Source organism: Calothrix sp. PCC 6303, assembly GCF_000317435.1.
GTDB lineage: Bacteria > Cyanobacteriota > Cyanobacteriia > Cyanobacteriales > Nostocaceae > PCC-6303.
In genome coordinates this window covers 5,708,540-5,721,611 of sequence record NC_019751.1, presented here as the reverse complement: position 1 = coordinate 5,721,611, position 13,072 = coordinate 5,708,540, and the positions used below count along the sequence as shown (strand labels likewise).

The window sequence follows — 13,072 nt, the reverse complement described above, 5'->3', positions numbered from 1 at the left end:
TGAATCAATCTAACAAATGCATAAATGGTTGTATTTGTTCCATTGCTTCCTCACGCCAATTATTATCATCTCGATCTTCTAGAGTAAATAATTTTTCCCGACAGAGAATTTGTAGTAACAAAGGTATATGTTGACTTTGTTGAATTATCCACTCCACATCATCTTCAGGAAAAGGAATTGGAGAACTAGCAATTAATTCTTGTGCTTCTTGTTCTTTGAAGCTTCCCAAGGTTGCCGTGTAGCCAAAAATATTGAAGAATGGTGAACTATGTCCGTTACTGCGGGCTAAATCAATTGGTGATTCGTGGGTTGCTAAAATAAACGCGAGATTACCATCTGTCTGGTTAGTTGCTAAAGAACGCAAAGTTTCCCAAAATTCATCGTCTAATTGAGGACAACGTTGTAAACCTACGCCGATTTCGTCAAGTAGAATAACTGTGGGGTTTCGCAAATTACCGCTAAGTAAATCCATGAAGTTATCTAAATTACAAGGATTTGGTAGTTGCATTCCTAAAGATTCGAGAATATAACCCAAAAAGTTCTCTCTGCTTGCCATACGCGAGTCTTGAAAGTCTACGAAAATCCACTTATAGATTTCGGGGTTTTGTAGCCAATCAGACTTTTGATTTGGACGTAATTGTTCTATTGGGGCAGTGGTAATACTTTTTAGGTAATGCAGCAGCGAGGTTTTACCAATTCTTCTTTTACCGATAATTGCGGCATTTTGCAGGGGATGACGTTTGAGGAGGTTAAATAACCGTTTTAATTCCTTCTCACGTCCAAAAAATTGGTGAGGTTGAATAATCGGTAAACCTGTAATAAAGGGTGAGGTTTCGTTTTTTGTTGAAGATGTTCCGTTTCCTGGTTGCTTGTCAGCTATTTTTTGCCAATCACAACCCAGTTTTTCGCTGATTTCAATGAAATTAAGATATTCCACAGGTTTCCCGGCAAGGAAGTTTTTGACTGTGGAAAGCGCTAAACCAACACCGCTAGCTAAAGACTGCTGACTAGGGTAGCCATTGGCTTGTAAGGCTGACTTTACTTTTTGTATATACTCAGGGGATACTTTAAGCGATCGCGTCATTCATTTGCATCAGGCAATTAAGGAACATATATGTTTTATATCAGTGAATGGCTGAGTTATGGGCGAGTTCCCCATGATTCTTGTTCAACCAATACTTAACCACATACGCTAGATATTGATTTTCCGTCGATAAAAGTTGAGTTACAGAGAAATTATATCGGCTGTTTCCCCAACCAAGAAGTCAGCTATCTTTCGCTTCTAATTGAGGTTATAGAGTTGATGGCAAAAATAAAATCATGCGTAAACAAAATATTTCTCCTGCTTCAATACCTTCGCCAAAGTAAGAGGATGAAGAGGAAGAGGTAGGGCGTTTCGTAGTAGAGTTATTGTCTCTCACAACGACAACTCAAAAACCACTATGTGCGCCCATGCTTGACATTTTATCATTGTTACAATGCTTCCTGCCGCAGATAAACGCTACAACGATGAAGCAATTGAACCAAATAATCTTGGCAATGTTAGCGATGAGCGGGCGAGTCACTATGTTGGGAATTTCTCGTTGGACAGGTAGTGGTGGTAGTTATCGGACGATGTTGAGATTTTTTCATACGGTAATCCCTTGGGCGACATTGTTTTGGCTATTTTTCCGCAAGCATTTGTTCCGTGCGAATGAGGTGTATTTACTTGCAGGAGATGAAGTTGTAGTAAGTAAATCCGGGAAAAAAACTTATGGGTTGGATAGATTCTTTTCCAGCCTAGTAAGTAAGCCAATATCAGGGTTATCTTTCTTTACATTATCATTAGTAAGTGTTGAACAAAGGCACTCATTTCCAATTCAGATAGAACAGGTAATAAAGAACGATATAGAAAAAAGTAGCGTATCGTTAAGACCAGAAATAAAAGCCAAAGAAAAACGTGGACGTGGACGACCAAAAGGGAGTAAAAATAAAAACAAGACCGAAGTAATTCTTACGTCTGAATTACTCAGAATTAAGAAGATGATTAATGAGCTAGTCAAGCTGGTAGCTAACTTTATCCCACTGACTTACTTAGTCTTAGATGGTCATTTTGGAAACAATAATGCTTTGCAGATGGCTCGACAGGTCAACTTACATATAATTTCCAAGTTACGCCACGATTCAGCATTATACATACCTTACCAAAATCCTGACCCTAATCATCGTTCACGCCGTAAATACGGAGATAAACTAGACTGGCGTAATATTTCTGATGAATATTTGCGTCAAAGTAGTATCGAAGAGGATATCCAAACCGATAGTTACCAAGCTACTTTACTGCACAAAGAATTTGCCCAGTCCCTGAATGTAGTTATTTTGGTGAAAACAAATCTGAAAACTAATGCTCGCAGTCACGTAATTCTGTTTTCTAGTGACCTAAAGTTGTCATCTGAGAAAATAATTGACTACTACAAACTACGCTTTCAGATCGAGTTTAACTTCCGTGATGCCAAGCAATTTTGGGGATTGGAAGACTTTATGAACATCGGTCAAACTGCGGTGACTAATGCTGCTAATCTAGCATTCTTTATGGTTAATTTATCTCATCATCTTCTCGCTGATTTCCGCATCCTGAATCCCGACTCCGGCATTATTGACCTTAAGGCTCATTACCGTGGTTTTCGATATGTTCATGAAATCTTAAAAATGCTTCCAGAAATTCCTGAGCCTATTTTATTAACCCAGATTTTTGCCAAGCTTACTTCTTTAGGGCGTATTCATCACGTTTCTACGGGTGTTGAATCCTCTTAATTTGGCAGAGGTATTGCTGCTTTCCTGTTAGTTTTCTCGACTGTTATATTTCTAACTCTGGGTTCTGGCAGCACATCTTTGTGGTTGTCGTCTCAACCTAAATTATCAGAATATCAGGTGCGATCGCTAGAAAATTTTACTGCAACATGGCAAACAGGAGTCGGGGCTATTTTTGGTTTATTGGGTGGCAAAGCGACAGAATTATTGGATGATGGGGAAGATGAAGAGGATGAGGAATCTGTATAAGGAACTCTGATTCTCTGTTTCCAGGTTCAAATTTAAGGCTTTAGGCTTGATGTAGGGGGTAAGCGATCGCATAATTCCAAAAACCGGGTTTTCTACGCAGACAAATCAACCCGCCGTAACCTTATCCTCTCACAAAATAAATTCGGTTTTTCACGACTTCGCATCTTCGAGTGAAACCCGGTTTTAGTTGTCAAATCAAAAATCATCATGCTGAGTTGTCGAAAAACAAGGTTTCTGGGACATTAATGTAATTCTAAACAGAGTTTCCGAAAGTCATCACCACGGATTTCAAAGTTGGGATATTGGTCAAAACTAGCACAAGCTGGTGATAGTAATACTACTGAAGCTTGTTTTTCTTTTGCTATCTCTGAAGAGCGTTTGACTGCATTCGCCATTGTTTCAACTATCTCATAGCTTGTGTAATTTGACACCTCAAGTCTGTGAGCAAATTGGGATGCAGCATTACCGATGAGCAAAACAGCGATCGCGTTCTCTTTAATCTTAGCAATCCAGGCGGAATCATCGCCTTCTTTTGCCTCACCACCAGCGATGAGAATTGTGGGACTTGTCATGGATCCTAAACCAACTTCTGCTGCTTCGTAGTTGGTTGCTTTGCTATCGTTGATGAAGTCAATTCCTTCCCAAGTGCAGATATGTTCGATGCGGTGGGGAACACCGGGAAACTCCGTGATTGCTTGGGAGATAATTTCGGGTTCAATTCCTGCGAGTCTTGCTGCTGCCACTGACATGAGGAGGTTTTGCAGGTTGTGGGAACCAAGCATTCGCAGTGTAGATGTTTTGATAACTTTTTTGGGTATGGATGTGAGTTTCTCGATAATCCAACCATCTTCAATGTAGAAACCTTTTTCGCCAATTAGGGATTCTTCCCCTTGGATGCTTGTCCAGTAAGCATCTGACCAATCTTTTAAACCGATTTTTTTCAAGTTTACATCATCCCCGTTAATGATTTGGAGTTGGGAATGTTGTAATAGCTTGGCTTTGATATTGTAATAATTCTCTATTGTTTTGTGACGAGCTAAATGATCTGGTGTAAATGTTGTGAAGATGCCGATACGGGGTGCAAGGGTGGAGGAAGATTCAATTTGATAACTGCTAATTTCACCAATTACCCAATCTAAAGACTTTTCATCAGAGGCAGGGGGAACTAACTCCCCTACTTTTTCATTCTCTTGTTCTGACTTTTGCTTATTTCCTGCATATTCCAAAGCCACCTCGCAGGCAGCATAGCCGATGTTACCGCAGGCGGGAGCGTTTAAACCTGCTTTGGCAAAGATAGCAGCAATCAGGGATGTGGTGGTAGTTTTACCATTGGTACCTGTGATTCCTACCCAGGGAACATGGTTTAAGTATTTCCATGCTAATTCCATTTCACCGATGGTTTCGATATTTAATTCTCGCGCTTTCAGTAATGTGGGGATGTCCCAAGGTACACCAGGACTAACTACAATCAACTGGGGTAATTGGGATTCGCCAAAATCTAAGGAATAACCGAGTTTTACGGTAATTCCTTCAGCAGCAAGTTTTTCTTGTTGTGCGGAGAGGACAGGGGAGGTATTAAGATCGCTCAAAGTCACCTCCCAACCTTCCCGCTTCAACAATCTTGCCGCAGCAACACCGGACTTTCCGAATCCAATTACATGAGCTTTGGACATAGACTGTAGCACTAGAACCCTGGTTAAGCCTTCATATATTAGCGTTTATTTGCTACATCCGCACATTTTTTTCATATTTACTACAAATTTTTGACGATACAGCCAAAATCAGCGAGAACACGGGCATGATTTCGCAGTAAACCGAGTAAATTTAGTCTGTTGGCTTTGATGTCAGGATTTGCATCCATTACCAAGACACTATCAGCACCATCAAAAAAGCTACTAACTGTTGGTGCTGCATTTTCCAATGCTGTGACTAGTTGTTGGTAATCACGCGATCGCTTGGCGGCTTCGGTCTGTGGTAATAGGTTAATTAGGGCATCGTAAAATGTTTGTTCGGATGTTTTTTGGAATAGTACAGTTTTCACAACATCGGTTGGTTGTAGTTGTTGGGTGTCTAGGTTGCCTTGGGCTGCTAATCTGGTGGAACGGTTGACGGTTTCGTAGATTTTTTCCAGGGTGCCATCGTTACGGATTTGCTGCAAGTATACTGCACGGTTGCGAACATCTAAGAGATCTTCTAAGGCGCGTTCGGCGTATTCTCGGTCATTTTCGCCTAAAACGGCGTTTACTAGGTCATAATCGATTTTTCTTTCATCTTGGAGTAATGTGCGAACACGTTGAAGAAAGAAGTCTTTGAGATGATTAGTTAAAGTTGCTGCATCTTTACTATATGCTTGGGCAAAGTTTTGAGAAATTTGGGATAATAGCTGAAGTAAGTTAATCGCTAAATTACCTGACCAAGTAATATTAACGATGGCATTGGCAGCACGTCTTAAAGCAAAGGGATCTGAAGAACCTTTAGGAATTAATCCCAAACCAAAAATACTAGTTAAAGTGTCCAGCTTATCAGCTAAAGCGATAATTTGACCCGTTAATGTTGCAGGTAAATCATCATCAGCATTTCTGGGAAGATAATGCTCAAAAATTGCTTTAGCAACTGCTGTATCTTCACCACTTTTGGCTGCATATTTTTCCCCCATTACCCCTTGAAGTTCGGGGAATTCATACACCATCTGACTCACTAAATCAGCTTTGCAAAGTAAAGCTGCACGTAAGCTTTGCTGAGTTTCCACTTCCCCTAAATTCAATTGACTACAAATCAATCCGGCATTTTCCCCAATCCGATCAACTTTGAGTCTGACTGAACCCAAATCTTCTTGGAAAGTCACCTTTTCCAACTTTGATAAAAGACTTTCTAGCGGTTTTTCTAAATCCTTTTGGTAGAAATATTCTCCATCTGCTAATCTTGCTCTGATTACCCTGGCATTTCCATCCGCAATAATGCTTGCTTTCGCAGGATTCCCATTAGAAACAGTAATAAAATTAGGCAGTAATTCCTGAGAATTATCGCCTTTAAATACCGGAAAATAACGCTGATGTGTCACCATCACCGTAGTAATTACTTCCGTGGGCAACTCCAAAAACTTCGGTTCAAACTTTCCAACAACAGCCGAAGGGTATTCCACCAAATGAATCACCTCTGCCAACAAATCAGGATATATTTCCGTAGTTCCCCCCAAACTTTGCACTGCTGCTTGCACCTGTTGGGTGATGGTATCTGTGCGTTCTTCCGCATCCACAACCACATAACCGTCCCTGAGAACATCCACATAACTAGTTGCCGTGGGAATCGTCAAATTTGCTGGATGTAAAACCCGGTGTCCCCGCGATATGCGATCGCTCTTCACCACATCTGCCCCATTTTCCAACACAATCGGTAACACCACATCATCTAACAGTGTCACCAACCAACGTATCGGACGGGAAAACCGCATATCTCCATTACCCCAGCGCATCAACCGCTTTCCTTCCAGGTTAAATATCCACTGGGGAACCAACTCCGTAAATATCTCACTTATTGGACGACCAGAAGTTAACTTTTTAACAAAAATAAAGTCACCTTTTTCAGTAGGCCTCACCTCAAAGCTAGCCACATCAACCCCTTGCTTCTTCGCAAATCCCAAAGCAGCAGGTGTCGGTTGACCATCTTTAAAAGCAGCTTGTGCAGGAGGTCCTTTGATTTCCTCCTCCTTATCTGGTTGTTGCATCGGTAAACCAGTAATCAACACCGCTAATCGTCTTGGAGTTCCATAAACTTGAATAGATGCAGCTTCTAAACTATTTTCTGCCAAACTTGCAGGAATCCGCTCTCTCCACTGAGAAATTGCCCCAGCAACAAAACTTGCAGGTAGTTCTTCTGTACCAACTTCCAATAAAAAATTTGCCATAAGGATTCTATTTACATGCAGTCAATTTCACCAGTTTACCGGATTATTCATGTACTGACTGCGTGCAATAGAATCGCAATTGAATTATTTGAGATTTTACAAGTTGAGTTTCAGAACCCCCACTTTTTGAAATTGCTCGGAATTCAAGAATAATACTTTAAGGTAAATATTTTGACTAAATTAACTATTAACTCGTTAGATCCTCAAGATACGCGATCGCATGTTAACGCGAGCAGGCTATTTATTTAGATATATTGCAATTTTAAAGTTCTAGTTAATTTTACTGAATGATTGATGAATTTTTGGTAAAGATACCCTAAAGCCGATCCGGAGAAATACGAAGTCCGCTAGTAATTATTTATGGGAGAAAAATATTTAAATATTCCCAAAATCAATGAAAAAGCCGAACTTTGTTAAATTTTTAACTGTTATTTTGATGTCAGTTGCTGGTGTTGGTTTAGTCGGAGGTAGCTTTTTTATTAATCGTCATTTCAGTGAAAATAATGAATCCAATTTAATAGTTAAAGATGCTGCTCAATATAAAAAAATACTAAATCAAACTTGGTTAAATAAAACTCAGATTAAACACTTTCCCCAAGAAATCCCTGTAGATGCCACTAATACTCGATTTATTTATTCTCCAGGATACCTAAATGGGGGCAATATCTTACAACTTAGAATCAAACAGCCATTAGCAAAAATCAAAAAATTACAATCTCAATATCAAGCTGCTGCTAAACGTAAATACCGAGGAGGTAGCACAAATGACCATGTAAATTTACCCAATGGTGTGCCAACAACATTTTTTTATACTAGTGGAGAAGATTCAAGCCAGGATTTTCCTAGTACGTCGGAAATATTAGTTTTGGGTGTGGAAGATAGAGGTCGTGAGGGCTTTAAATGGAATCATGGTAGTAGTTATGGTGTGGCAGTAGATGATTCGGTTTCGGAAATTGTCTATTGGGCTGAAAGTTGGTAGATTTTGGAGTTTAGATGGAAGTCAGATTTTAGGGCATTATTTATTGGAAAATTAAAATAGAATACTGCTAGTTTAGAGAAGATACTTAAGTATATCTATATAAATTAGCGAAAATCGCAGGAAACCTATCATGCTCAGTTTGTACATTACACTTGCTATCTGCGGCACGATTTTAACCACTATTTTTATGTTACGCGATCGCCTGAAGGAATTTTTCCTCAGTTTGTCGTCGGAGGGGAAGTTGGAAACCAAAGTTACTGCAAATGATAAACAACTTCCCCAAAAACTAGAGAATCCTTACACTATAGATATTAGCGGCAACAAAACCTTGGGAGAAACTAAGGTGCTTTTGGAGCGTGATAATACTCGTTTAAAAGATAATGACTTCAAAGGTAAAACTGATATTTCTGTGAAGTTCCCCACACAAACCAGCCAAACTCCAGATATTTCCAGTAATATTCCCTCTAACCAAAATATTCCCCAACCTTCATCCCTTCCCGAAGCTATGGGAGAGGTGATGGAAGCGGAGTTAATTCCTGAAACTGAAAAAGAACCAGGATAGTCAGCATAGTTGATATTTAATCATGTCATTCATTAATCAAACAAAGCTGGCAAATCGAACCAATGAGTTACAACACTTTCAGGAAATGCTGAGTGTAGATGCAACTCGGCGAATTTTTTTGCTGAAAGCACCATCTGGTTATGGGAAGACTGATTTATTGCTGAAGTTTTCCGAACATTCTCACCCAGCAGCATATCCAGTTGTTGTGGATATCAAAGCTGCTGGTGCGGGTATTCCCTATGTGTTTTGGCGAATTCGTGATACTTTGGGGGACGATAATTTTCCTGAATTTGACAAAGCTGTCAAAGATTTGACTGCTGCGAATATCAATATCGGAGATAATAAAGTAATTGGGCAAATGGACATCACAATTGCCCTCGAAGTCGATGAACAAACTCAAAAATTCCGGTTGATGCAACTCCAAGAGGCTTTTTTTCGAGACTTACGGGCAATTAAACAAACAATTGTCTTTTTGTTTGATACTTTTAACGATCCTACAACCCAGTTAGCCAGTTGGATTAATGATAATTTTTTGGTGGTGATTCCCAAAAGTCCAAATTTACGGGTGGTGATTGCTGGACAAAGTGCACCAGAAAGGAATGCAGCTTGGGAAAATCATTGTCATCGGTGCGAGTTGGGGGAAATTAAGGAAACTGAAGCTTGGTATAAGTTCACCCAAGAAATCGGTTTAAATTTAGAAGAGAAGATGGTGAAACTTCTTATTGATGCTAATAAGGGGAATCCTAAGAATATTAGTGAATTATTTCAAAATCTCAAATCAATAGAGGGTTATTCAAAATGAGCCAGGATTTACTGGCAAGGCTAACTGAAGCAAAATCTGACTCTGAACGTGCTTGGATTGTCACACAGAGCCTTTTGGATGCATTACCAGCAGAATTATCGCAGATGATTTGGGCGGCTGCCATCCCCCATTGGTTTGATGGGAATATTTTGGCTGCATTACGTCCAGAATTTGCGACACAAGCTGATGAGCTTTATATTAAGATTCAATCTTTATCTTTTGTGGAGGTGTTTGCCGAGCGTGGATATAATATCCATGAGTTGACTCGCAAGTTGATATTAGATCATCTTTGGGAAGAAAATAAAGAAGAGTTTTTGACTCTTTCGTTGCGGTTAAGTGAGTATTTCCAGAATCAAGATACTGCTGAAGCTAAAATTGAATGGCTTTATCATCTAGCTGTGACTGATACTGATGGTGCTGGGAATACTATTGATAACTATTTTATTGATCTAAATAATTCGTTTAGATATGGAGAAATTGAAACCCTAGCGAATGTTTTGTTAGAACAAGTTGCGGCAAATAGGGTTAATTCTACAATCAAAGCTATTGTTTACTATCGCAAGGGTCAAGCTGAGGCTAAAAGTTATCGTTCTCAAGCTGCACTATCTCATTACGAAAGCGCGCTCGTTTTATACCGCGAAGTTGGCTCTCGTTTGGGTGAAGCTAATACTTTGATAGGTATTGGCGATGTTTTTCAGTTTCTCGGTAGACCTAAAGAAGCACTATCTCATTACGAAAGCGCGCTCGTTTTATACCGCGAAGTTGGTTCTCGTTTGGGTGAAGCTAACACTTTAGTCGGTATTGGTGATGTTCTCCAGTTTCTCTATAGACTTGAAGAGGCACTATCTCATTACGAAAGCGCGCTCGTTTTATACCGCGAAGTTGGTTCTCGTTTGGGTGAAGCTACAGCATTAGAAGCTATTAGTTGTGTTCTCCAGCTTCTCGATAGAACTGAAGAAGCACTATCTCAGCGCGAAAATGCGCTCGCTTTATACCGCGAAGTTAGTTCTCGTTTGGGTGAAGCTACAGCATTAGAAGCTATTGGCAATGTTCTCCAGTTTCTCGATAGACCTGAAGAAACACTATCCAACTACGAAAATGCGATCACACTTTACGATGAAATTGATTCCCATTTGAGTCAAGTAGTTTCGCAAACGCTTCAATCTCAATGGCTTTCTGCTTATATCAAACATCGCCTCCTTAGATTAAAACCAAATGTATCAGAGGAAGATGTTCTTCATTACGTCATTGTGTCTCTGATTGAAGCGGTGAAATCAGGAATGGAAGTCAGGCATCCAGTTACATGGGGTAAGTTAGTTGCTGATCGCTATATTAACAAACAATACAAGCTTTCCCGCCAAAGCATCATAGTAAAGCCCAGGATGTTGGAATTTTTCGGGAATGTTCATCGTCAAGAGCTATCATCAGCATTCGATACAGATGATACAGAATATCTTCAGTCACAAATTGCACGGTTGAAAGAGCGCGATCGCCAAATAATTCAATGGCGCTTCTTCGATAATTTATCATGGAGTGAAATTGCTGTTCGCCTTTCTAGTAAAACAAAACCTGTAACCGAACAAGGTGCTCGCCAAAGGGGAAAACGCGCTCTTGACGCATTACGTTCTCTATATACAGAAAATATAGAAAGTTAACGGGGAACCTGGTTTTCATTCATCATCAAATCTTTAATTCTCATGCTGAGTCATGGAAAAAACGGGTTTTGGAAGTCTCCAAAATTTCCTCCAATCTTAAGTTATGTTTGCTGTCGCTATACCCTTTGTCACCAAATCAGCCGGATTTGTAAACTCATAATGCTCAAATGGTTGGTGAATCCAGGGATTATCAGTCAAATAATCAATATAGTAATCAGGTTGAAAGACAGAGCAAGCTTTATACCAAATTACCGCAGTGCGAATATCCTCAATTGGAGACTGACTATATTTCTTTAACCAGGGAATAGTCTCCTGTAATGTCACTCCAGAATCCACCAAGTCATCTACCAAAAGGATGCGGGAACCCAGGTTTTCAGTTGTCATTGTCAGATGCTGTGAGAAGATTAAACTTCCCCTTTCTTGCTTGCCCTTGCCACTGTATGATGATGTTGCTAATATTGCCAGTGGCTTGTGGTAAATACGCGATAAAATATCACCAACTCGCAATCCTCCCCGTGCTAAACAGAGGATTTGATCAAATTCCCAGCCAGATTGATAAATACTAGCAGCGAGTTGCTCAATTTTATGGTGATAATCTGACCAAGAAACGTGAAGGTCTGGCATAACAACCTGGTTGATAATCGATATTAGACAGCAAACTTTTTATTATAGGGTGAAAAAGCAGTGTTATGAGCAATTCTGCATCTGATAAATTAAGCGAACAAAATAAAAAAATAGACTTAAGTACAAAGTTGGCTTTTGGTGCAGGGGATTTGGGGACGGCAATTACAGCGATGATTGGAATATCATTTTTGTCACCCTTTTTGACGGATGTCGCGGGTTTAAGTCCTGGTTTGGCTGGGAGAACACAACTAGTTGGTAAAGTATGGGATGCTGTTAATGATCCTATGGTTGGGGTATTAAGCGATCGCACTTTGTCTAAATGGGGTCGTCGCTATCCTTGGATGATTTGGGGTGCGGTTCCTTTTGGCTTATTTTTCTTCCTCAATTGGATTGTCCCTCACTTCAGTGATAATCCTGAGTTTAACCAAATTGCTTTATTTTGGTATTATACAGCGGCTTCAATTCTTTTCAATGCTTTTTACACTGTCGTCAATTTACCCTATACTGCCCTAACTGCCGAACTAACTAAGGATTATGATGAACGCACCAGTTTAAATAGCTTTAGATTTACCTTTTCTATTGGTGGTAGCATTCTTTCTTTAGTTATCGCCCTAATAATTACCAAGTTTGTCCCTGAAGATAAAGCTTTAAAGTATTTAATTTTGGGGGCTATTTGCGCCATTATCTCAGTTTTACCCATCTATTGGTGTGTTTGGGGAACCAGGAAACGCGCTGAGGCAGTGGGAAATCAAAACCCAGAAATCGAGCAACCTGTATCAATTCCCTATTTACAGCAACTAAAAATAGCCTTTACAAATATCCCTTTCCTATTCGTGATTGGCATTTATTTGTGTTCTTGGTTAGCTGTGCAACTAACGGCAGGGATTATACCATATTTCGTTGTTAATTTGATGAAATTACCAGAAATACATATCACCTTAGTGCCGCTAACAGTGCAAGGAACAGCCATGTCGATGTTATTTGTGTGGAGTAACATCAGTCGTCGTCTGGGAAAAAAAGCAGTTTACTTTATGGGGATGAGTTCTTGGTTAATTGCCCAAATTGGGTTATTCTTTATCCAACCTGGTCAAACTGGGTTTATGTACCTGTTATGTGTTTTGGCTGGTGTTGGTGTTTCCTGTGCTTACCTGGTGCCTTGGTCAATGTTACCAGATATCATCGAGTTGGATGAATTGAGAACTGGACAACGTAGAGAAGGGATTTTTTATAGCTTTGTGGTTTTCATCCAAAAGATTTGCCTGGGTTTAGCTGTTGCTTTGATGCTGGAAAGTTTAGGATGGGCAGGATATCTCAAACCAGTGGGGAATATTGCTCAAATTCAACCTGATGCAGTTCTAAATATCATCCGTTTCTTTATCGCGCCCGTTCCTGCGATCGCGTTATTTCTAGGATTGATATTAACCTATTTCTACCCCATCACCAAGGAAGCACATGCAGAGATTCTTGCGGAGTTGGAAAGACGAAAAAACCGGGTTTAGAGGGATTT

Annotated in this window: 11 protein-coding genes; 7 read left to right on the top strand and 4 right to left on the bottom strand. The window is 39.9% G+C overall.

Translation table 11 applies throughout. The features are described 5' to 3' along the window. Positions 1-4 precede the first annotated feature (4 nt). Positions 5-1,084 carry an AAA family ATPase gene (locus CAL6303_RS23170; RefSeq protein ID WP_015200263.1) on the bottom strand — a complete coding sequence of 360 codons (1,080 nt, stop codon included), beginning with the start codon at positions 1,082-1,084 and terminating at the stop codon, positions 5-7. A gap of 368 nt (positions 1,085-1,452) precedes the next feature. On the opposite strand from CAL6303_RS23170, the gene CAL6303_RS23165 reads away from it, so the two are divergent. Together CAL6303_RS23165 and CAL6303_RS23160 are read left to right on the top strand one after the other, a co-directional pair. Next, positions 1,453-2,793 carry an IS4 family transposase gene (locus CAL6303_RS23165; protein WP_015197667.1) on the top strand — a complete coding sequence of 447 codons (1,341 nt, stop codon included), beginning with the start codon at positions 1,453-1,455 and terminating at the stop codon, positions 2,791-2,793. Between the two features lie 84 nt (positions 2,794-2,877). Next, a complete protein-coding gene (locus CAL6303_RS23160) occupies positions 2,878-3,039 on the top strand; it encodes a hypothetical protein (RefSeq protein ID WP_238993731.1) in 162 nt (53 codons plus the stop codon). A gap of 242 nt (positions 3,040-3,281) precedes the next feature. Here CAL6303_RS23160 and murD read toward each other — a convergent pair whose 3' ends face one another. Next, positions 3,282-4,712, bottom strand: coding sequence for a UDP-N-acetylmuramoyl-L-alanine--D-glutamate ligase (gene murD / locus CAL6303_RS23155; RefSeq protein ID WP_015200262.1), 1,431 nt, complete (start codon positions 4,710-4,712; stop codon positions 3,282-3,284). An 80-nt stretch (positions 4,713-4,792) separates the two neighbouring features. Further along, the gene (glyS, locus tag CAL6303_RS23150; RefSeq protein ID WP_015200261.1) at positions 4,793-6,943 is read right to left on the bottom strand and encodes a glycine--tRNA ligase subunit beta; all 2,151 of its coding nucleotides are present in this window, start codon (positions 6,941-6,943) and stop codon (positions 4,793-4,795) included. A gap of 394 nt (positions 6,944-7,337) precedes the next feature. Here glyS and CAL6303_RS23145 point away from each other — a divergent pair, with 394 nt between their 5' ends. The 4 genes from CAL6303_RS23145 to CAL6303_RS28680 all read left to right on the top strand — a co-directional run bounded on the left by CAL6303_RS23145 (position 7,338) and on the right by CAL6303_RS28680 (position 10,941). Beyond that, the gene (locus CAL6303_RS23145; protein WP_015200259.1) at positions 7,338-7,922 is read left to right on the top strand and encodes a hypothetical protein; all 585 of its coding nucleotides are present in this window, start codon (positions 7,338-7,340) and stop codon (positions 7,920-7,922) included. A 130-nt stretch (positions 7,923-8,052) separates the two neighbouring features. Beyond that, the gene (locus CAL6303_RS23140) at positions 8,053-8,484 is read left to right on the top strand and encodes a hypothetical protein (protein ID WP_015200258.1); all 432 of its coding nucleotides are present in this window, start codon (positions 8,053-8,055) and stop codon (positions 8,482-8,484) included. 22 nt (positions 8,485-8,506) lie between these two features. Then, complete coding sequence (locus CAL6303_RS23135; RefSeq protein WP_015200257.1) at positions 8,507-9,286, top strand: hypothetical protein; 780 nt, start codon at positions 8,507-8,509, stop codon at positions 9,284-9,286. Next, a complete protein-coding gene (locus CAL6303_RS28680) occupies positions 9,283-10,941 on the top strand; it encodes a tetratricopeptide repeat protein (RefSeq protein ID WP_015200256.1) in 1,659 nt (552 codons plus the stop codon). The genes CAL6303_RS23135 and CAL6303_RS28680 overlap by 4 nt, the downstream gene beginning before the upstream one ends. A gap of 96 nt (positions 10,942-11,037) precedes the next feature. Here the strand turns inward: CAL6303_RS28680 and CAL6303_RS23125 are convergent, their stop codons facing one another. Further along, a complete protein-coding gene (locus CAL6303_RS23125) occupies positions 11,038-11,565 on the bottom strand; it encodes a phosphoribosyltransferase (RefSeq protein ID WP_015200255.1) in 528 nt (175 codons plus the stop codon). Positions 11,566-11,630: 65 nt separating this feature from the next. Here CAL6303_RS23125 and CAL6303_RS23120 point away from each other — a divergent pair, with 65 nt between their 5' ends. Beyond that, positions 11,631-13,064, top strand: coding sequence for an MFS transporter (locus tag CAL6303_RS23120; RefSeq protein ID WP_015200254.1), 1,434 nt, complete (start codon positions 11,631-11,633; stop codon positions 13,062-13,064). The last annotated feature ends 8 nt before the right edge of the window (positions 13,065-13,072 follow it).

Bases quoted from the DNA above. Each gene is read 5' to 3' on its own strand.
- CAL6303_RS23170 (WP_015200263.1), bottom strand. From the start codon at position 1,084: ATGACGCGATCGCTTAAAGTATCCCCTGAGTATATACAAAAAGTAAAG.
- CAL6303_RS23165 (WP_015197667.1), top strand. From the start codon at position 1,453: ATGCTTGACATTTTATCATTGTTACAATGCTTCCTGCCGCAGATAAAC.
- murD (WP_015200262.1), bottom strand. From the start codon at position 4,712: ATGTCCAAAGCTCATGTAATTGGATTCGGAAAGTCCGGTGTTGCTGCG.
- glyS (WP_015200261.1), bottom strand. From the start codon at position 6,943: ATGGCAAATTTTTTATTGGAAGTTGGTACAGAAGAACTACCTGCAAGT.
- CAL6303_RS23145 (WP_015200259.1), top strand. From the start codon at position 7,338: ATGAAAAAGCCGAACTTTGTTAAATTTTTAACTGTTATTTTGATGTCA.
- CAL6303_RS23140 (WP_015200258.1), top strand. From the start codon at position 8,053: ATGCTCAGTTTGTACATTACACTTGCTATCTGCGGCACGATTTTAACC.
- CAL6303_RS23135 (WP_015200257.1), top strand. From the start codon at position 8,507: ATGTCATTCATTAATCAAACAAAGCTGGCAAATCGAACCAATGAGTTA.
- CAL6303_RS28680 (WP_015200256.1), top strand. From the start codon at position 9,283: ATGAGCCAGGATTTACTGGCAAGGCTAACTGAAGCAAAATCTGACTCT.
- CAL6303_RS23125 (WP_015200255.1), bottom strand. From the start codon at position 11,565: ATGCCAGACCTTCACGTTTCTTGGTCAGATTATCACCATAAAATTGAG.
- CAL6303_RS23120 (WP_015200254.1), top strand. From the start codon at position 11,631: ATGAGCAATTCTGCATCTGATAAATTAAGCGAACAAAATAAAAAAATA.